Genomic DNA, 20,061 nt, shown 5'->3' with positions numbered 1-20,061 from the left:
CTCCGTTAGTTGGTGGCAGAAACTGCCACCGACCTAATTACCAAGTTTGGGTTGCTACGAAGTCGTCAGTCAGTTTCTTCAACTGAGCTTCAACTTCATCGTTGTATGCACCCGTCTTGTCGATCTCAGCTGCAAATTCAGCGTATTGACCGCGAGCGTACGATAGTAGAGCCGCTTCGAAATCTAGCAGTTTGTTTAGTTCAACATCTGCTAAATAGCCGCGCTCTGCCGCGAAGATTACTAGTGCTTGGTCAAATACAGACATTGGAGCGTACTGCTTCTGCTTCATTAGTTCTGTAACTTTTTGACCGTGGTCTAGCTGTTTCTTCGTCGCTTCATCAAGGTCAGACGAGAACTGTGCAAATGCCGCTAGTTCACGGTACTGAGCTAGTGCAGTACGGATACCGCCAGATAGCTTCTTGATGATTTTCGTCTGAGCTGAACCACCTACACGAGATACTGAGATACCTGGGTCAACGGCTGGGCGTACACCCGCGTTGAATAGCTCAGTTTGTAGGAAGATCTGACCATCGGTAATCGAGATTACGTTAGTCGGTACGAATGCTGAAACGTCACCTGCTTGAGTTTCGATGATAGGAAGAGCAGTCAAAGAACCAGTCTTACCTTTCACTTCACCGTTAGTGAAACGCTCTACGTACTCTTCGTTTACACGAGCTGCACGCTCTAGTAGACGAGAGTGTAAGTAGAATACGTCACCTGGGAATGCCTCACGGCCTGGTGGACGTTTTAGTAGTAGAGAGATCTGACGGTAAGCTACCGCTTGCTTAGATAGATCATCGTAAACAATCAGTGCGTCTTCACCGCGATCGCGGAAGTATTCACCCATCGCACAACCTGCGTATGGCGCTAGGTATTGTAGCGCTGCAGATTCAGAAGCAGATGCAACAACAACGATAGTGTTAGCTAGCGCGCCGTGCTCTTCTAGTTTGCGAACTACGTTAGCGATAGTCGATGCTTTCTGACCGATTGCTACGTAGATTGAGAAAATACCAGAGTCTTTCTGGTTGATAATCGCATCGATCGCCATTGCTGTTTTACCAGTTTGACGGTCACCGATTACAAGCTCACGCTGACCACGACCGATTGGGATCATTGAGTCAACTGATTTGTAACCAGTTTGTACAGGTTGGTCTACCGATTTACGGTCGATTACACCTGGTGCGATTACTTCTACAGGCGAAGTCAATTTAGCTTCGATTGGACCTTTACCATCGATAGGCTCACCTAGTGTGTTCACTACGCGACCTAGAAGTTCTGGACCAACTGGCACTTCAAGAATGCGGCCAGTACCTGTAACTTTCATGCCTTCCTTAAGGTCAGCATATGGGCCCATTACTACCGCACCAACCGAGTCACGCTCAAGGTTAAGTGCTAGTGCATAACGGCCACCCGGTAATTCAATCATTTCACCTTGCATCACGTCCGCTAGGCCGTGGATGCGGATGATACCATCGCTTACCGATACGATAGTACCCTCGTTGCGAGCTTCACTAACAACTTCGAAAGATTCGATACGTTGTTTGATCAGATCGCTAATTTCCGTGGAATTAAGTTGCATGCTCCAATCCCCATTAAGACTGCAATGCATCGCTCAGGCGGTTCAAACGACCACGCGCTGAGTCATCGATGACTAGGTCTCCGGCTCGAATAATAACCCCACCAAGTAGGGTCTCATCTACACTGCAATTCAGCTTCACTTTGCGTTCTAGACGCACTTCAAGTTTGCTGCCAATGTTTGCAAGTTGTTCATCAGAAAGTTCGCTTGCTGAAATCACTTCAACATCGATTTCTTTCTCATGCTCTTTCTTCAATAGGAAGAATTGTTCACAAACATCAGGAAGGGTCGTTAGACGACCATTCTCAGCCATTACCTTAATCAGGTTTTGGCCGTGCGTATCAACTTGTTCGCCGCAAACTGCAACAAAAATCTCTGCCATTTTGTCAGCAGAAACCGAACCCGTTAGAAGTTCGTTCATTTGCTCGTTTTTAGCGACTTCAGCAGCAAAAGACAACATTTGGCCCCATTGGTCCAACTGGTCTTTGTCTACAGCAAAGTCGAAGGCTGCTTTAGCATAGGGGCGTGCGATTGTAGTCAAATCAGACATATGCGCCCCCAGACTTAAAGTTTTGCAGTAATGTTGTCGAGAATATCTTTCTGAGCGTCTTTATCGATAGAACGCTCAAGGATTTTCTCAGCACCAGCTACAGCCAGAGTAGCAACTTGTTTGCGCAGCTCATCGCGTGCACGATTGCGTTCAGCTTCAAGTTCTGCTTCTGCTTGCGCTAGGATTTTCTGGCGTTCTGCCTGAGCTTCCTCGCGAGCTTCGTCAATAATTTGAGACTTACGCTTGTTCGCTTGATCGATGATCTCAGTTGCTGTGCGCTTCGCTTCTTTCAACTGATCAGAAGCGTTGGCTTGTGCTAGATCCAAGTCTTTTGCAGCACGTTCCGCTGCTTGAAGACCATCAGCAATTTTCTTCTGACGCTCTTCGATCGCTTGCATCAACGGTGGCCATACATACTTCATGCAGAACCACACAAATAGTGCGAACGAGATTGCTTGACCTAGCAGAGTTGCGTTTATGTTCACAACAGCTACCCCTCTATTTGGACTTAGTGTTAATCAGTGACAAGCCTGAGCTCGTCCCGAGTTAAAGGTGATTAACCTAGTTGACCAACGAATGGGTTTGCGAATGTGAATAGTAGCGCGATTACGATACCGATCATTGGAACCGCATCAAGTAGACCTGCGATGATGAACATCTTAACTTGTAGCATAGGAGCCATTTCTGGTTGACGTGCTGCACCTTCTAGGAATTTACCACCTAGTAGTGCGAAACCAATCGCTGTACCAAGAGAAGCAAGACCGACGATAATACCTACGGCGATTGCAGAAAAGCTCAGTAAAGTTTCCATTACTATCTCCAATTTATAGTTGTTGGCTTATGTGCCCAAATAAAAAGCTTAAAAAATTAATGATCAGAATCTTCGTGTGCCATTGACAGGTAAACAATTGTCAACATCATAAATACGAAGGCTTGAATCGTAATAACCAAGATATGGAAGATTGCCCACGGTAGTGAACCCATCCATTGCAAGTACCATGGTAGCATTGCCGCACAAAGAATGAATACAACCTCACCCGCGAACATGTTACCGAATAGACGCATACCAAGTGATAGAGGCTTCGCTAGTAGCGATACCACTTCAATCAGTAGGTTAAACGGAATCATCAGTGGGTGATTGAATGGATGTAGTGCAAGTTCTTTTGCGAATCCACCTAGACCTTTCACTTTGATGCTGTAGTAGATCATCAATGCGAAAACGCCTAGAGCCATAGCCATGGTGATATTCACATCAGCAGACGGTACAACCTTAAGATAAGGGATACCTAGCCAATGCTCTGCTGGGTACGGTAAGAAGTCGATCGGAACTAAGTCCATCACGTTCATCAAAAATACCCAACAAAAGATAGTCAGTGCTAAAGGCGCGATCAGTGGGTTGCGTCCATGGAACGTGTCTTTGACGTTTTCCGCGACAAATTCAACGATCATTTCTACAGCACACTGAAGCTTACCCGGTACACCCGCTGTTGTTCTCTTTGCTACTTTGTAAAAAATTCCGAGGAAGATTAAACCAGTAAACCAAGAAAAAAACAGGCTATCGATATGTACGTTCCAGAAACTTGCTTCATCCGCTACCAAGCCTAACTTAGCTAAAGATAGGTTTGATAAGTGGTGGGCAATGTAACCGGACGATGTTAGCGCTTCACCTGGCGCAGCCATAACTCATCCTATTTTTTGTTGTTAATGAATAGCACTGGTGCACAGATATTAATACCTAGTACCAGCAAATAGGTTAGTTTGAGGGGAACAAGTTCCACCTGCATATACATGTAGGCTACGTAGAACAACACAACCGTGATGAGGATTTTCAGAACTTCACCTGTGTAGAAGGACGCCGCGATGCGCTTGGCAGCACGAGCCCCACTAAACATAAAAGCACATAGCGCAAAGACAGCATTGGCAACAACAAAAATGCCCCCACCAACCAGCGCTGAAATTCCCCATTCAGGATTCACGGCCATCGCCATTCCTGCAGCCACAAAAATAACCGCGCCAGACTGGATCATTAACAATTGCTTTGCGAGCTCTCGTCCTGGTCTAGCTAACGCAGCTACCATGTATTCGTACCTCTAGTAATATCCACTTTGCACTAAACTCTCTGTGCAGGGAAATTGGCGAAAATTATACGGTGAGAACAATTGAATGCAATTATATTGCATCAAAAACTTACAGTTTTGTTTACAATCCGACAACTTTCACACAAAATTCGATTATTTTGATTAATTGACCTAAATCAATTATCTCATCTAGGCCTCTAGCTTGGCAATCAGTTGATTCAATTTGTGAGGCTCATCAAGACTTATCGTCACTTTCGCTTTGCCGTTTGCAGAACGGACCAAAGAAACCTTGGCATCAAGCAGTTGACTCAATTTATGCGACATTTGCTCCGCTTCGGTATCTTCTTGTTGAGCTTTTTGCTCATTTTGTGGGGCTAAGCACTTTTTTACTAACTGTTCGGTTTGTCGAACCGTCATTTGCTTCTTAGCCACCTGTTGAGCCACTTCGATTTGCTGTTCGCCTTCTAGCGCTAACAGAGCTCGAGCATGACCCATTTCTAATTTTTTATCTGCAACCAGACCCTTTACATCAATTTCCAACTGATTTAGACGTAATAGGTTACTTACTGTGGTTCTTGATTTGCCAATCACATCGGCCACTTGCTGATGCGTCAGCGTGAATTCATCCTGCAGGCGCTCAAGCGCTTGCGCTTCTTCAATCACATTCAAATCTTCACGTTGAATGTTTTCGATCAGTGCCATCGCTATCGCTGCGCGGTCTTCGACCTTTTTCACTAAACAAGGCACACGTTTAAGACCAGCCTGTTTTGCAGCGCGCCAACGGCGTTCACCAGCGATGATTTCAAACTGACCACCCGCAACTTGGCGAACCACGATCGGCTGAATGATGCCTTGTGATTGAATCGAAGCTGCCAGCTCTTCTAGCGCTTCTGGCGCCATATCTTTACGCGGTTGGTAAACACCCGGCTGCAATTGACCAATCGCCAAATCCGTCAGTTCACCGTCAGCCGACAATGCTTGGCTGTGCGATGCAATGTGCTGTTTTTCACGAGCTAACGAACTGGTCGACAACAACGCATCCAGTCCTTTTCCTAGACCACGCTTAGACATAGGAGGAATTCCTTAGGTTAGAGTTAAACTGGGATTTCTTCGCGGCGGAGCATTTCGCCCGCTAAAGCAAGATACGCTTTGGCGCCAGCAGAGTACTTGTCATAGTACATGGCTGGTTTACCGTGGCTCGGCGCTTCGGCCAAACGCACATTACGTGGGATCACAGTACGGTAAACTTTACTACCAAAGTGTTTTTTAAGTTGATCGGATACTTCATTAGACAGGCGGTTACGTGGATCGTACATGGTACGCAGTAAACCTTCGATTTTGAGGTTCTCATTGACCACGGCCGCTAACTTGCTGATTGTATCCATAAGAGCAGTTAAACCTTCTAACGCAAAGTATTCACATTGCATCGGCACCAGCACAGAGTCGGCTGCGGCCATAGCATTGATTGTAAGAAGGTTTAGAGAAGGAGGACAATCAATAAAGATGAAATCATAGTTATCGCGAACTGACGCAAGGGCGTTTTTCAGACGTACCTCACGCGCGAACACTTCCATCAATTTGATTTCTGCAGCGGTAACGTCTCCGTTCGCTGCAATCAGATCGTATTTCCCTGTGGTTTCGGTACAAACCACCTGATCAAACGGGGTATCTTCAACCAGAAGATCATACGCCGTTGCGTCGACCATATATTTGTCGACGCCACTGGCCATCGTAGCGTTGCCTTGAGGGTCGAGATCGATCACCAAAACCTTGCGCTTTGTTGCCGCCATCGAAGCTGCTAAGTTAATGCACGTTGTTGTTTTGCCGACCCCACCTTTCTGGTTGGCGATTGCTACAATTTTACCCACGATTACCTCGCTAATTTTCCTTGCGCGATAAGATTACTAGATGACGATCACCTTCCAACTCAGGAACAGCTAAAGATATGATCTCTGTCACACTACACCATTCAGGAAGCAGATCTATTTCATCTTTAGGGTGAAGCCCTTTCAAAGCTAAGAACACCCCAGAATCTTGTTTAGGCAGATGATGACACCATTCCACCATGTCCGTCATTGAAGCAAAAGCTCGACTCAAAACGCCATCAAATTTTTCTTCTGGCTGGAATTCTTCGACGCGACTTTGAATTGCCGTCACATTTTTCAGCCCTAGCGTGTGCACAACTTGCTTGATAAAGCGGATGCGTTTGCCAAGGCTATCGAGCAAGAAGAAGGTTTTCTCTGGATTCATGATTGCCAATGGAATACCTGGCAAACCTGGTCCTGTGCCAACATCGATAAAACGCTCACCTGGTAAGTGAGTGCTAACAACGATGCTATCAAGGATATGTTTCACTAGCATCTCAAGTGGGTCACGAACCGACGTTAGGTTGTAAGCTTTGTTCCACTTGTCGAGCAGTTCGACGTAACCGACCAACTGCTCGCGTTGTTTTTCAGACACTTCCAAATTGGTTTGTGCGATCAGCTCGTCTAATCTGGTACGTAAAGCACTCATTACTCTTCCTCGCCTTTCTTCAGCAAACCGTGCTTCTTCAGGTGAACAAGCAGAATAGAGATCGCTGCCGGTGTGATACCTGAGATACGAGAAGCAATACCAATGCTTTCTGGTTTGGCTTCTGTCAGCTTAGCAACGACTTCGTTAGACAGACCTTTCACGTCTTTGTAATCCAAGTCTGCTGGGAGCTTAGTGTGCTCATGACGCAGCGATTTTTCGATCTCTTCTTGCTGGCGCTTGATGTAGCCATCGTACTTCACTTGAATCTCAACTTGCTCTGACGCTTGTTGATCTTCCAGAGCAGGTGCAAATGCATCAAGCTGAGTGAGATCTGAGTATGAGATCTCTGGACGACGCAAAAGATCTTCACCACTTGCTTCACGAGCCATTGGTGTTTTCAATAGCTTGTTCAGCTCATCAATGCCTGCAGAATTCGGGTTCATCCATGTCGATTTTAGACGTTGGCGCTCGGTTTCCATGTTCTCGATTTTCTCGTTGAAACGTGCCCAACGAACATCATCAATCAAACCAAGTTCACGCGCTTTTTCCGTCAAACGTAGATCGGCGTTATCTTCACGAAGCAACAGACGGTATTCCGCACGAGAAGTGAACATGCGGTACGGCTCTTTGGTACCCATGGTCGACAAATCATCGATTAACACGCCCATGTAAGCTTGGTCACGGCGTGGGCTCCAGCCTTCTTTGCCTTGACTGTGCAAACTTGCGTTCAAGCCTGCCATCAAACCTTGTGCTGCAGCTTCTTCGTAGCCAGTCGTACCGTTGATTTGACCAGCAAAGAACAGACCACTGATGAACTTGGTCTCGTAGGTTTGCTTCAAATCACGTGGGTCGAAGAAATCGTACTCGATCGCATAACCTGGACGAACGATGTGTGCGTTCTCAAAACCTTTCATTGAACGAACGATTTGCACTTGCACGTCAAACGGCAAGCTGGTGGAAATACCGTTAGGGTATAACTCGTGCGTGGTTAGGCCTTCTGGCTCAATGAAGATTTGGTGACTGTTCTTGTCCGCAAAGCGCATCACTTTGTCTTCGATAGAAGGACAGTAGCGCGGGCCAATACCTTCGATCACGCCTGCGTACATTGGGCTACGATCAAGGTTGTTGCGGATCACATCATGAGTTTGCTCATTAGTGTGAGTAATAAAACATGGGATTTGACGCGGCTGATGTTCACGTTTGCCCATGAATGAGAATACAGGTGTTGGGTTATCACCGTGTTGTGCTTCCAACACTGAGAAATCCACGCTGCGTGCATCGATACGTGGTGGTGTACCTGTTTTCAAACGATCGACACGGAATGGTAGTTCACGTAGTCGATCCGCCAGTGCGATCGATGGTGGATCCCCAGCGCGACCACCTGAAGAGCTTTCCATACCGATATGGATCTTTCCGCCAAGGAAAGTACCTACGGTTAATACCACCGCTTTCGCGTGGAATTTCAGACCCATTTGCGTTACGACGCCAACCACACGATCTTGGTCCACAATCAGATCATCAACCGATTGTTGGAACAGAGTTAGGTTTGGTGCGTTTTCTAGCGCGTTGCGTACGTACGCTTTGTACAATGCACGGTCAGCTTGAGCACGTGTTGCTCGAACCGCTGGACCTTTAGAGGCGTTCAGTGTTCGGAATTGAATACCTGCATGGTCAATGGCTTCAGCCATCAGACCGCCCATAGCATCCACTTCTTTTACTAAGTGACCTTTACCGATACCACCAATCGCTGGATTACAAGACATCTGGCCTAACGTATCGATGTTATGGGTAAGGAGGAGTGTTTTTTGTCCTGTGCGTGCAGATGCGAGCGCGGCTTCCGTTCCTGCGTGTCCGCCACCGACAACAATGACGTCAAAGTTTTCGTGATAAAGCATGAACTGACCTCAGGTATTCAAAGGATTTAATGAACAGATAAAAAAGAGCGGTATTTTACCTTTTTTCTGTGTGAGAGAGAATCGTTTTCTCGCTTTTCAAATTTTAGTCCCTAAGACTATATATATAAGATCTATATATATGATCTTTTATTGGATCTATTATTAGGATCGCACGTTTCTGTGGATAACTAGAAAATGATCAACAAGATCATGGATCTTCTTTGGATCATATCTTGTGATCATGGCTTGATCAGATCGAGGATTTCCTGAGATCAAAATGCGGGGTTATACACAGGGGTAAAAAAGGATCTAAGTTGTTCTTTGGATAACTAAAGGAAAATCACTGGATCTTACCTGACTTATCCACAGATGGTTTGGGTGTTTTTTGAGCGATTGAACAAGATTTTTTAGGGGAGTTATTCACAATGGGGAGAAACAGAGCCGCAATGCGACTCTGTGATAGAGGAATTAAGCAGAAAAGCGAGCCAGATTTTCCTTCAACCACACTTCTGCGGCGTCTTCAGGTACGTCGTGGCTAAGTACATCAATCTTCAAGCAGTCTGTGATTGGCGTTGCGCCAATGTCTTCTAACAGGTCGTAAGCATGTTGGCCTGCAGCACAGAACGTATCGTAACTTGAGTCACCAATCGCTATCACAGCAAACTTTACGTCTGCCATCTTAGGCGGTGTGTTTTGTAATGCAGCAATGAAAGGCTGAATGTTATCTGGGTATTCACCCGCGCCGTGAGTTGAAGTGATCACCAACCAAGTGCCTTGGTTTTCGATCGCAGATAACTCCGGCTGGTTGTGGATCGTTGTTTCAAAACCGTTCTCATTGAGTAGATCACTTAGGTGATCACCAACGTATTCTGCGCCACCTAACGTACTGCCTGTAATAATGTGGATCATGTGTCTTCCTTTATTGAGCCTCACTGACGCCAACGTGTTATTAGCGCCAGTACAAAAAGAAACGCGGTGTTAAACCTATGCTTAACACCGCGTGTTTTGATTATTTACCGATACAGAATGAGGAGAAGATTCGGCCGAGGAGGTCATCAGAGCTGAACTCTCCGGTAATCTCATTCAAGTGCTGCTGAGTAATGCGCAGCTCTTCTGCCAAGATTTCGCCAGCCATATAGCCTTCAAGCTGTTCTTGGCCGATTTGAAGATGTTGAGCAGCACGTTCTAGCGCATCTAGGTGACGACGACGAGCCATAAAGCCGCCTTCCGTATTGCCTGAGAAGCCCATACACTCTTTTAAGTGAGTACGCAAAGCATCCACACCTGCGCCTGTTTTTGCAGAAAGGCGAATCAGAGTCGGATCGTTTACATGGCAGATCCCCATTTCTTCACCTGTTTGATCCGCTTTGTTACGGATCACCGTCATGCCAATACTGTTTGGCAAGCGATCAACGAAGTCTGGCCAAATGTCTTTTGGATCCGTTGCCTCGGTTGTGGTGCCATCTACCATAAACAGAACACGGTCTGCTTGGGCGATTTCATCCCATGCACGCTCGATACCGATTTTCTCTACTTCATCAGAAGCATCACGCAGACCAGCGGTATCGATGATGTGCAAAGGCATACCATCGATATGGATGTGTTCACGCAATACGTCACGTGTGGTACCGGCGATATCCGTAACGATAGCGGATTCTTTTCCAGATAGAGCATTCAGAAGGCTAGATTTACCCGCATTAGGACGGCCAGCAATCACGACTTTCATGCCTTCACGCATGATCGCGCCTTGGTTGGCTTCTTTACGTACTGCATCGAGGTTATCGATGATCGCTTGAAGGTCACCAGATACTTTACCATCGGCCAAGAAGTCGATTTCTTCTTCTGGGAAGTCAATTGCCGCTTCCACGTAGATACGTAAGTGGATCAGAGATTCCACCAGCGTTTGGATGCGTTGTGAGAACTGACCTTGCAGTGATTGTAGTGCTGATTTTGCCGCTTCTTCTGAGCTGGCATCAATCAGGTCGGCAATCGCTTCTGCTTGAGTGAGGTCCATCTTGTCGTTTAGGAAAGCGCGTTCTGAGAACTCACCTGGTCGAGCAGCACGCACACCGTCAATACCCAAGATACGCTTAATCAGCATATCCATTACAACAGGGCCACCATGACCTTGCAGTTCAAGTACGTCTTCGCCAGTAAACGAATGTGGGTTAGGGAAGTACAGGGCAATGCCTTGGTCTAGCACGGTACCATCTTCCGCTTGGAATGGCAGATACTCTGCGTAGCGAGGCTTTAGCGTTTTACCTGTGACTTCTAGCGCCACTTGATTGGCCTTAGGGCCTGAAACACGAATAATGCCGACACCACCACGACCGGGTGCGGTAGCCTGAGCGACAATCGTATCTGTAGTCATAATCTTGCCTTTTGAGCTGGGCTATAGGGTTTACACCCCTAGGGAGCCAGAACCAATTAATTAGCTGAATTGTAATCAGCCAAAAACAAAAAGGCGACCTTTTGGCCGCCTTTCTTATGCTTTTCTATCAAGGTTACTTAGTGTGTAAGCCTTTTTTCTCCAGCGCTTTGTAAATCAAAGTTTGCTGGATAAGCGTAACGATGTTCGACACCAACCAGTATAGAACTAGGCCTGATGGGAAGAACAAGAAGAAGAAGGTAAACATAACCGGCATAAAGGTCATGATCTTCTGCTGCATTGGATCCGTTACTGTTGTTGGGCTCATCTTCTGGATTAGGAACATTGACGCACCCATCAGTAGCGGCAGGATGTAGTAAGGGTCCTGTGCTGAAAGGTCGTGAATCCAACCGAAGAATGGTGAGTGACGTAGCTCAACCGATTCCATTAGTGCCCAGTAAAGCGCGATGAAGATAGGCATCTGTAGGATAAGAGGTAGACAGCCACCCAGTGGGTTCACTTTCTCTTTCTTGTACAGTTCCATCATCTCTTGGCTCATGCGCTGACGGTCATCACCGATGCGCTCACGCATTGCTTGCAGCTTAGGCTGTAGCATGCGCATTTTCGCCATAGACGTGTATTGCGCTTTCGTTAGTGGGTACATTGCACCACGAACGATGAAGGTCAAACAGATGATTGCCACACCCCAGTTACCCACGAAGCTTTGGATAAAAGCAAGCAGTGAGTGAAGTGGTTTAGCGATGAACCATAGCCAGCCGTAGTCCACTACTAGGTCTAGGTTTGGTGCCACTGCTGCCATTTCGTTTTGTAGCTTAGGACCAACCCATAGTGTTGCTTCAAACTTCGCTTGGTCACCCGTTGCGATAGTTTTGTTTGGCATACGTACGCCGATATCGCCTAGGTTACCAATTACGCGAGTGTACAGGTTAGTACCTGGTTCGTTGCGTGGGATCCAAGCTGCAGCGAAGTAGTGTTGGATCATTGCTGCCCAACCTTGGCCATCTGCTAGGTTGATAGACAGGTTACGATCCTGCATATCTTCAAAGCTGTATTTCTTGTAGCGAACGTCTTCTGTTGAGTAAGCACCGCCGCGGTAAGTAGGCATTGTGATGCTACCACCAGCGTCCATTAGGTTTTGACGCAAGTGAGCGTACATACCAAATGTTGCGTTGTTACCAGAGTTGTTCACGACATCGTATTCTACGTTTAGCGCGTAGCTGCCACGTTTGAATACGTAAGTCTTGATGTATTCGATACCGTTCGCAGTGAATGTCATTGGAACGCGTAGTTCGTCTTGACCATCAGCTAGAGTAAAGCTGTCTGCGCTCACGTTGTAGTGAGGGCGGTTAGTGCTGCTTAGGTCGATACCTTGAGGGCCCACTAGACCGCTTTGCGCGATGAACTGGTGACCTTTAGTGTCTTTTAGCAGAACGAATGGGTCTGATGAATCAAGTTCAGCAGAGTATTTGTTTAGGTCGGCATGTACCACATCGCCACCAACGGTGTCGATCGACAGAGTTAAAACATCAGTCGTTACTGTGATAGTTTTTGCAGAAGCTTGCTGTTGACCAGGAACTGGGTCTAGCTCGTCAGCAAAAGATGGTGCAGGTAGAGTACTGCTTGATTGAGCCTGTTCAACTGCTTGAGGTGCTGGGTTCTTTGCGACTTGCCACTGTTGGAACAGCAAGAAAGAAACCAGTGCCAGAGCAATGAGCAGGATATTACGTTGAGAATCCATCGTTAGTTATCTCTGTCTTGTTTTTGGACTGGTGGAACGGGGTCATACCCCCCTTCATTCAAAGGGTGGCATTTTAATAGACGTTTGCCTGATAACCAACATCCTTTTACAAAACCGTGAGCTCTCAAAGCTTCTAGCGCGTAAGTGGAACAAGTTGGTGTGAACCGGCAGCGAGGACCAATCAGAGGGCTGATAAACCAGCGATAAAGATTAACGAGCCCAATGGCTATCCACGTGAAGGGCGAGACAGGCGATGCCATAGCTTATCAAACAACTTAAATAATTCCTCATTGCTTAAATCTTGCGCGCTTTTCTTCGCGATCACAACAAAATCTTTATTTGGAAGCTGATGTTGATTGTTACGAAAGCTTTCACGAGCCAAACGCTTAAAACGGTTACGACCGACAGCAGTTTTGATTTGCTTTTTCGGAACAGCTAAACCTAAGCGTGGGTGAGAAAGTTTGTTATTGCGAGCAATGATGGTGAAATGAGGCGAGCCAGCTCGATGAGCTTGCTGGAAGACGTTTTGATAATGCTCGGGAGTTAACAAGCGTAACTCCCGATTAAACGCGTACGTGTTCAAAATAAACTAGCGATTATTTTGATAGGCGCGCACGGCCTTTTGCACGACGTGCGTTGATAACTTTACGACCGTTCTTAGTTGCCATGCGAGCACGGAAGCCGTGAGTACGCTTGCGCTTTAGAACTGTAGGTTGAAAAGTGCGTTTCATGATAATTACCTTTACTGATCAGTAGTTTTAGGTTCTTGTTAAACCCGGCGTGGGCATTTTGCTTTCTTTATATAAAGAAGCTCTTTATTAAAGAAGAACAACCGACGCCTCTCAACAAAGAGGCGGAATTGTAATCACACTCACATAATGTGTCAATGACTCATGAGTACGAAATTCCGGCCGGGCGATTATACGTAGTGTGAGTAAAATCTCAAGGATCGATTGATCTTGATGCTTGATCTTTACTCTATTCCCACTTGGTTAAGGAATTTTTTCAAACGAAGATCTTGTGGATTATCGAAGATATCTTGTGGAGAACCTTGTTCAACGATGTTGCCTTCGGCCATAAAGATCACTCTATCCGCCACTTCTTTGGCAAATTGCATCTCGTGTGTAACCACCAACATGGTCTGATGTTGATTGGCTAACTTCTTCATTAATGAGAGAACTTCTCCGACCCATTCCGGATCCAGCGCAGACGTTGGCTCATCAAAAAGCAGCAGTTCCGGTTGTAGCGCCATCGCTCGGCCGATACCTACACGTTGTTGTTGTCCACCAGACAGAGCCGCTGGATAACTTTCTCCTTTATCGCCAAGACCGATATCATCCAGAATTTCTTGAGCACGCTTGAGAGCGTCTTCTTTTTTCCAACCGCGTACCGTGATCAAGCCTTCTGCGATGTTCTGACGCGCGTTCATATGAGTAAATAGGGCATAGTTTTGAAAAACAAACCCAGTTCGGCGGCGTAGAGCCAATACTTCGGCTTTGGTATGTTTTTGTGTATCTACGGAGATGTCATCGATGGTAATGCGACCTTCATCCGCTTGCTCTAAGAAGTTAACGGTGCGCAATAGGGTCGATTTACCCGTACCACTTGAGCCAATAATAACGATGATCTCACCTTGTTTGATATCGAGATCAATACCTTTGAGGACTTCTGTTTCGCCAAAGCGTTTGTGGATATTTTCTAATTTGATCATCGTACGTACGCCTTATTCAATTTTGCCTCTGCCCAAATTTGTACTCGAGTCAGAATCACCACCACACCCCAGTAAATAAGAGCGACGGCAAGGAAAGCCTCGAAGAAGCGGAAGCTAGAAGAGGCTTCCATTTGCGCTTTAGCCATAATTTCAGCCACACCAAGCGTGAAGGCGAGGGAAGTGGACTTAATCATATCGATGAAGTAGTTCATCAATGAAGGCAGTGCGACTCGCGTTGCTTGTGGCAAAATAACCCGACGCATCGCTTGAGGTGTTGTCATCCCCACTGACAAGCTCGCTTCCATTTGACTGCGATCAATACCAATGATAGCGGCACGAATGCTCTCTGCCATGTAGGCGGCAAAGTGCAATGTCAAACCAATCACTGCCGCGGAAAAGGCATCAATACCCACCATGAATGGGAAGATTTGCGGTAAGCCGTAGTAAAGCAAAAACAGTTGTACTAGAAGTGGGGTACCACGGAAGAAACTGATATAAAGTTGGCTCAATTGATCGAGAACTGGCAGCTTAAATACGCGAATGTTCGCTAAAATGACGGCTAGAATCAGTGAAAAGACCAATCCCCATGTGGCCATTTCCATGGTTGTGCCAAGATACTTGAGCAGTATTGGCAGCAGTTCCAACATGTAATTAAAATCAAATCCCATACGACTTACCTTGAGAAAAGAAAAGGTGGAATACGAAGTTCCACCTTGTCATTGAGTTAAAAAAGGACGCGAGATAAAGCTCTGCGTCCTAAAAGAAGAGAAGTTTTACTTAGTGATGTCGGCACCAAACCATTTCACAGAAATCTTCTCTACTGTTCCGTCGGCACGCATCTCTTCAAGCGCTTTATTCACTTCTGCCTGTAGCTTACGACCTTTTTCGTTATCAACGAATGGCCAAGCGTTTTGAATCGTTTCAAATGGTTCGCCCGCAAGTTGTAACGGTAGACCTGTCTTTTTAATCAGTTCTAGAGCAGACAAACGGTCCATGATGAAGGCATCAGCACGACCTAGTGCCACATCATGTTCAATACCAGTATCGTAAGTCTTGATGTTGATCTTACCGTCTTTGTCGTAGCTGCGAAGCAACTGCTCAAAGTTAGAGCCTAGGTTAACTGCAACGGTTTTGCCTGCTAGATCTTCGACACCTTGGATGCTGTCGTTGCCTTTACGCACGGTAATTTGCGCACCGTCTACTACGTATGGGTCAGCAAATAGGTATTTCGCCTTACGCGCATCTGTCATGGTGATCTGGTTCGAGATGGTATCAATACGGCCCGTTTCTAATAGGCCAAATAAACCAGAAAAGTTCGCTGTGACGTATTCGATCTTGTAATCGTTACGTTTACCGATCTCATCCCACATATCCACTTCAAAGCCTTGCAGTTTATCTTGCTTCACAAAGGTGAATGGGAAGTAGCGGCCAGACATGCCTACTTTTACTTCAGTAGCCGCTTGAACGGTCGCAGCAGACAAAGCGATGGCTGCAACGGCAACCTTAATCCAGTTTTTCATAATACATCTCCATACTTTTATGGTTGGAAATACTACTGTCAGTTAGCTCAATTAAATAAATAACCAAGTGCAATAACCTAGACCTCAGAGTAATAAGATCTTATTTGGTATAGATAGTAGCCAAGATATAGGGATAAATGATGAAAAAACGATCGGAAAGAGTGGAAATGACGATCGAAAAATATCAGTGAACAGAAATTCATACACAGAGTTATCACCAATCGCTCGATCTGGCCTATTTTGCCCAAATGTGGATCGTTGTGTGGGCAAATTTGGGGCAAGATGTGTTGAACTCTCTAAGTTGAGCGAAAATATTGTGAATAACTTAGATCTTATTCACTGGATCGTCGATCAATTGCTGGCGATCTTGGTTATCAACAGGTAAAATTGCCAGTCTTTTCCGATAATTCAAATACTCAGTGGGGGCACCGTGTCATCTTCGCTTTGGTTGCAATGTTTGCAGCAGCTTCAAGAAGAGCTACCAGCTACAGAATTCAGCATGTGGGTTCGTCCGTTACAAGCGGAGCTCAATGACAATACTCTCACTCTGTTCGCACCTAACCGCTTCGTGTTGGATTGGGTTCGCGACAAGTACCTGAACAGCATCAATCGTTTACTGCAAGAATACTGCGGTAACGACGTACCTAGCCTGCGCTTTGAAGTGGGCAGTCGCCCAGTTGCAGCACCAAAACCGGCACCGACACGTACGCCGGCAGACGTGGCTGCAGAATCTTCAGCGCCTGCTCAACTGCAAGCACGTAAGCCTGTGCATAAAACGTGGGATGACGACGCGCAAGCGATCGCTGACATCAACCACCGTTCAAACGTGAACCCAAAACACAAGTTCAACAACTTCGTAGAAGGTAAGTCGAACCAATTGGGTCTTGCTGCTGCTCGTCAAGTTTCGGATAACCCAGGCGCAGCCTATAACCCACTATTCTTATACGGTGGTACAGGTTTGGGTAAAACTCACCTTTTGCACGCGGTAGGTAACGCGATTGTGGATAACAATCCCAACGCAAAAGTGGTGTACATGCACTCTGAGCGTTTTGTGCAAGATATGGTGAAAGCACTGCAAAACAACGCGATTGAAGAGTTCAAACGCTACTACCGCAGTGTTGATGCGCTACTTATCGATGACATCCAATTCTTTGCTAATAAAGAGCGCTCACAAGAAGAATTCTTCCATACCTTTAATGCACTATTAGAAGGTAACCAACAGATCATCCTGACATCTGACCGTTATCCAAAAGAGATCAGCGGCGTAGAAGATCGTCTGAAATCACGTTTCGGTTGGGGTCTAACCGTCGCGATTGAGCCGCCTGAGTTAGAAACTCGTGTGGCGATCTTGATGAAGAAAGCCGAAGACCACCAAATCCACTTAGCGGATGAAGTAGCGTTCTTTATTGCTAAGCGTCTACGCTCTAACGTTCGTGAACTGGAAGGTGCACTGAACCGCGTAATCGCAAACGCAAACTTTACTGGTCGTCCAATTACGATTGATTTTGTTCGTGAAGCGCTGCGTGATTTGCTTGCTCTGCAAGAGAAGTTGGTGACGATCGATAACATTCAAAAGACGGTCGCTGAATATTACAAGATTAAGGTTGCTGACCTACTATCTAAACGTCGCTCTCGCTCGGTTGCTCGTCCTCGTCAGTTGGCGATGGCGTTGGCAAAAGAGTTGACCAATCACAGCTTGCCAGAAATTGGCGATGCGTTTGGTGGTCGTGACCACACCACGGTACTGCATGCATGTCGCAAGATTGAGCAGCTGCGTGAAGAGAGCCACGATATTAAAGAAGATTACTCTAACTTGATTCGCACCCTGTCTTCGTAATCGGTTAGAATGACAGTATTCTAAGCAAATCATTAATTGAGCTGACAGCGTAAAGAGCCAAGCATGAAATTTACCATTGAACGTAGTCATTTAATCAAACCGCTACAACAGGTTTCGGGCGCACTAGGTGGCCGACCAACCCTACCAATTCTGGGTAACCTACTGCTTAAAGTAGAAGAGAACGTGTTATCCATGACCGCGACCGATTTGGAAGTGGAATTGGTGAGCAAAGTGACTCTAGAAGGGGATTTCGAAGCGGGCAGCATTACCGTTCCTTCTCGTAAGTTTCTTGATATCTGTCGTGGTTTGCCGGATGACTCTATCATCACCTTCGTACTAGAAGGCGATCGCGTGCAAGTTCGTTCTGGCCGTAGCCGTTTCTCATTGGCAACACTTCCAGCGAACGATTTCCCGAACATCGAAGATTGGCAGAGTGAAGTGGAAGTATCACTGACTCAGTCTGATCTGCGTACGCTGATCGAAAAAACGCAATTCTCAATGGCGAACCAAGACGTTCGTTACTACCTAAACGGCATGTTGTTTGAAATCGATGGTACGACGCTACGCAGCGTAGCTACTGACGGTCACCGTATGGCGGTATCTCAAACTCAGCTCGGTGCGGATTTTGCGCAGAAGCAAATCATCGTGCCACGTAAAGGTGTACAAGAGTTGGTTAAACTGATGGACGCACCAGAGCAACCTGTTGTACTACAAATCGGTAGCTCAAATGTGCGTGCAGAAGTGAACAACTTTATTTTCACTTCTAAGCTTGTTGATGGTCGTTTCCCTGACTATCGCCGCGTATTGCCACAAAGTACCAACAAAACGTTGGAAACCGGTTGTGATGAACTGCGTCAGGCTTTCTCACGTGCCGCGATTCTTTCTAACGAAAAATTCCGTGGTGTTCGTGTAAATCTTGCGGGCAGTGAAATGCGCATTACTGCTAACAACCCAGAGCAAGAAGAAGCGGAAGAAATGCTCGACGTGACCTTTGAAGGTGACGCTATCGAGATCGGCTTCAACGTAAGCTACGTGCTTGATGTACTTAATACCCTGCGTTGCGACAACGTGCGTGTGTCGATGTCGGATGCCAACGCCAGTGCGTTGATTGAAAACGCAGACGACGACAGTGCAATGTACGTGGTGATGCCAATCCGTCTATAAGCCATCTGAATGCCACTTTCTCGCCTCATCATTCAGCAGTTTCGAAACATTAAAGCCTGTGATATTGACCTATCAGCAGGCTTTAACTTTCTTATTGGGCCGAACGGCAGCGGTAAAACCAGTGTTCTAGAAGCAATTTACTTGCTCGGACACGGACGTTCTTTCAAGAGTTCGCTGACGGGTCGAGTTATCCAAAATGAGTGTGACGAACTGTTTGTTCATGGTCGTTTTTTGAACTCGGATCAATTTGAGCTACCTATCGGCATTAATAAGCAGCGTGATGGCTCAACAGAGGTTAAAATAGGCGGTCAATCTGGACAAAAACTGGCGCAACTTGCACAAGTTTTGCCTCTGCAGTTGATACATCCAGAAGGATTTGATCTACTAACGGATGGTCCAAAACATCGTCGTGCATTCATCGACTGGGGTGTGTTTCATACCGAGCCAGCTTTCTATGATGCATGGGGACGGTTCAAGCGTCTTAACAAGCAACGTAATGCACTGCTTAAAACTGCCAGAAGTTATCGCGAACTCAGTTATTGGGATCAAGAGATGGCGCGTTTGGCTGAAAACATCAGTCAATGGCGAGCGCTGTACATCGAACAGATGAAAACTGTAGCGGAAACTATCTGTCAGACGTTTTTGCCAGAATTTGAGATCCAATTAAAGTATTATCGTGGATGGGACAAAGATACCCCTTATCATGAGATACTAGAAAAAAATTTCGAGCGTGATCAGTCATTGGGTTACACCTTTAGTGGTCCGAATAAAGCTGATCTGCGCATTAAAGTGAACGGAACGCCCGTTGAGGACGTTTTGTCACGCGGTCAATTAAAACTCATGGTGTGTGCTTTGCGTGTGGCGCAGGGGCAACACCTTACCGAAATGACCGGCAAACAATGTATTTACCTAATTGACGACTTTGCGTCGGAATTAGACAGCCAACGTCGCAAGCGTCTAGCGGACTGCTTGAAAGAGACGGGCGCACAAGTATTTGTAAGCTCTATCACTGAAAGCCAAATCGCCGATATGTTGGATGATACGGGCAAATTGTTTCATGTGGAACATGGCAGGATAGAGTAAAACTAG

At 46.3% G+C, this 20,061-nt stretch carries 22 protein-coding genes; 3 read left to right on the top strand and 19 right to left on the bottom strand.

The features are described from left to right. Positions 1–37: 37 nt before the first annotated feature. The 19 genes from atpA to KIO97_RS20125 all read right to left on the bottom strand — a co-directional run bounded on the left by atpA (position 38) and on the right by KIO97_RS20125 (position 15,971). Positions 38–1,579, bottom strand: coding sequence for a F0F1 ATP synthase subunit alpha (atpA, locus tag KIO97_RS20215; RefSeq protein ID WP_005429813.1), 1,542 nt, complete (start codon positions 1,577–1,579; stop codon positions 38–40). A 13-nt stretch (positions 1,580–1,592) separates the two neighbouring features. Continuing rightward, on the bottom strand, positions 1,593–2,126 hold the full coding sequence (gene atpH / locus KIO97_RS20210) for a F0F1 ATP synthase subunit delta (RefSeq protein ID WP_285383797.1): 534 nt from the start codon (positions 2,124–2,126) through the stop codon (positions 1,593–1,595). 14 nt (positions 2,127–2,140) lie between these two features. Beyond that, a complete protein-coding gene (gene atpF / locus KIO97_RS20205) occupies positions 2,141–2,611 on the bottom strand; it encodes a F0F1 ATP synthase subunit B (RefSeq protein WP_005429802.1) in 471 nt (156 codons plus the stop codon). 71 nt (positions 2,612–2,682) lie between these two features. Further along, positions 2,683–2,937, bottom strand: coding sequence for a F0F1 ATP synthase subunit C (atpE, locus tag KIO97_RS20200; protein WP_002540812.1), 255 nt, complete (start codon positions 2,935–2,937; stop codon positions 2,683–2,685). 56 nt (positions 2,938–2,993) lie between these two features. Further along, positions 2,994–3,806 carry a F0F1 ATP synthase subunit A gene (gene atpB, locus KIO97_RS20195; protein ID WP_005429781.1) on the bottom strand — a complete coding sequence of 271 codons (813 nt, stop codon included), beginning with the start codon at positions 3,804–3,806 and terminating at the stop codon, positions 2,994–2,996. Between the two features lie 8 nt (positions 3,807–3,814). Further along, a complete protein-coding gene (locus tag KIO97_RS20190) occupies positions 3,815–4,204 on the bottom strand; it encodes a F0F1 ATP synthase subunit I (RefSeq protein WP_005532841.1) in 390 nt (129 codons plus the stop codon). Between the two features lie 189 nt (positions 4,205–4,393). Then, a complete protein-coding gene (locus tag KIO97_RS20185; protein WP_285383796.1) occupies positions 4,394–5,275 on the bottom strand; it encodes a ParB/RepB/Spo0J family partition protein in 882 nt (293 codons plus the stop codon). A 23-nt stretch (positions 5,276–5,298) separates the two neighbouring features. Then, positions 5,299–6,072 carry a ParA family protein gene (locus KIO97_RS20180; protein ID WP_005440815.1) on the bottom strand — a complete coding sequence of 258 codons (774 nt, stop codon included), beginning with the start codon at positions 6,070–6,072 and terminating at the stop codon, positions 5,299–5,301. A 10-nt stretch (positions 6,073–6,082) separates the two neighbouring features. Then, positions 6,083–6,718 carry a 16S rRNA (guanine(527)-N(7))-methyltransferase RsmG gene (gene rsmG / locus KIO97_RS20175; protein WP_045398822.1) on the bottom strand — a complete coding sequence of 212 codons (636 nt, stop codon included), beginning with the start codon at positions 6,716–6,718 and terminating at the stop codon, positions 6,083–6,085. After that, complete coding sequence (mnmG, locus tag KIO97_RS20170; RefSeq protein ID WP_045421099.1) at positions 6,718–8,613, bottom strand: tRNA uridine-5-carboxymethylaminomethyl(34) synthesis enzyme MnmG; 1,896 nt, start codon at positions 8,611–8,613, stop codon at positions 6,718–6,720. The genes rsmG and mnmG overlap by 1 nt, the downstream gene beginning before the upstream one ends. 468 nt (positions 8,614–9,081) lie before the next feature. After that, complete coding sequence (gene mioC / locus KIO97_RS20165; RefSeq protein ID WP_005424936.1) at positions 9,082–9,522, bottom strand: FMN-binding protein MioC; 441 nt, start codon at positions 9,520–9,522, stop codon at positions 9,082–9,084. A 100-nt stretch (positions 9,523–9,622) separates the two neighbouring features. Next, the gene (gene mnmE, locus KIO97_RS20160) at positions 9,623–10,984 is read right to left on the bottom strand and encodes a tRNA uridine-5-carboxymethylaminomethyl(34) synthesis GTPase MnmE (RefSeq protein WP_045421100.1); all 1,362 of its coding nucleotides are present in this window, start codon (positions 10,982–10,984) and stop codon (positions 9,623–9,625) included. 133 nt (positions 10,985–11,117) lie between these two features. After that, positions 11,118–12,740, bottom strand: a complete 1,623-nt coding sequence (yidC, locus tag KIO97_RS20155) for a membrane protein insertase YidC (RefSeq protein WP_010444766.1) — start codon at positions 12,738–12,740, stop codon at positions 11,118–11,120. A 2-nt stretch (positions 12,741–12,742) separates the two neighbouring features. Beyond that, a complete protein-coding gene (gene yidD / locus KIO97_RS20150) occupies positions 12,743–13,000 on the bottom strand; it encodes a membrane protein insertion efficiency factor YidD (RefSeq protein ID WP_005451046.1) in 258 nt (85 codons plus the stop codon). Then, positions 12,967–13,290 carry a ribonuclease P protein component gene (gene rnpA, locus KIO97_RS20145; RefSeq protein ID WP_009699098.1) on the bottom strand — a complete coding sequence of 108 codons (324 nt, stop codon included), beginning with the start codon at positions 13,288–13,290 and terminating at the stop codon, positions 12,967–12,969. The genes yidD and rnpA overlap by 34 nt, the downstream gene beginning before the upstream one ends. 46 nt (positions 13,291–13,336) lie before the next feature. Beyond that, positions 13,337–13,471, bottom strand: a complete 135-nt coding sequence (gene rpmH / locus KIO97_RS20140; RefSeq protein ID WP_005378825.1) for a 50S ribosomal protein L34 — start codon at positions 13,469–13,471, stop codon at positions 13,337–13,339. A gap of 242 nt (positions 13,472–13,713) precedes the next feature. Further along, positions 13,714–14,451 carry an amino acid ABC transporter ATP-binding protein gene (locus KIO97_RS20135; RefSeq protein ID WP_038892425.1) on the bottom strand — a complete coding sequence of 246 codons (738 nt, stop codon included), beginning with the start codon at positions 14,449–14,451 and terminating at the stop codon, positions 13,714–13,716. After that, on the bottom strand, positions 14,448–15,119 hold the full coding sequence (locus KIO97_RS20130) for an amino acid ABC transporter permease (protein WP_005440833.1): 672 nt from the start codon (positions 15,117–15,119) through the stop codon (positions 14,448–14,450). Before KIO97_RS20130 ends, KIO97_RS20135 begins: the two co-directional genes overlap by 4 nt. A gap of 105 nt (positions 15,120–15,224) precedes the next feature. Next, positions 15,225–15,971 (bottom strand): amino acid ABC transporter substrate-binding protein, encoded by a 747-nt coding sequence (locus KIO97_RS20125; protein WP_228175606.1) that lies wholly within the window; start codon positions 15,969–15,971, stop codon positions 15,225–15,227. A 430-nt stretch (positions 15,972–16,401) separates the two neighbouring features. Here KIO97_RS20125 and dnaA point away from each other — a divergent pair, with 430 nt between their 5' ends. The 3 genes from dnaA (at position 16,402) to recF (ending at position 20,055) form a co-directional block, all read left to right on the top strand. Further along, positions 16,402–17,808: a chromosomal replication initiator protein DnaA gene (dnaA, locus tag KIO97_RS20120; RefSeq protein WP_005532851.1), complete on the top strand. Its 1,407-nt coding sequence runs from the start codon at positions 16,402–16,404 to the stop codon at positions 17,806–17,808. 63 nt (positions 17,809–17,871) lie between these two features. Beyond that, a complete protein-coding gene (dnaN, locus tag KIO97_RS20115; protein ID WP_012126666.1) occupies positions 17,872–18,972 on the top strand; it encodes a DNA polymerase III subunit beta in 1,101 nt (366 codons plus the stop codon). Between the two features lie 9 nt (positions 18,973–18,981). Beyond that, a complete protein-coding gene (gene recF, locus KIO97_RS20110; protein WP_050904777.1) occupies positions 18,982–20,055 on the top strand; it encodes a DNA replication/repair protein RecF in 1,074 nt (357 codons plus the stop codon). Positions 20,056–20,061 lie beyond the last annotated feature (6 nt).

Source organism: Vibrio sp. B181a, from assembly GCF_030248375.1.
GTDB classification, from domain to species: Bacteria; Pseudomonadota; Gammaproteobacteria; order Enterobacterales; family Vibrionaceae; genus Vibrio; species Vibrio campbellii.
The sequence above is the reverse complement of the archived record's forward strand: the minus strand, read 5'-3'. Positions and strand labels throughout refer to the sequence as shown.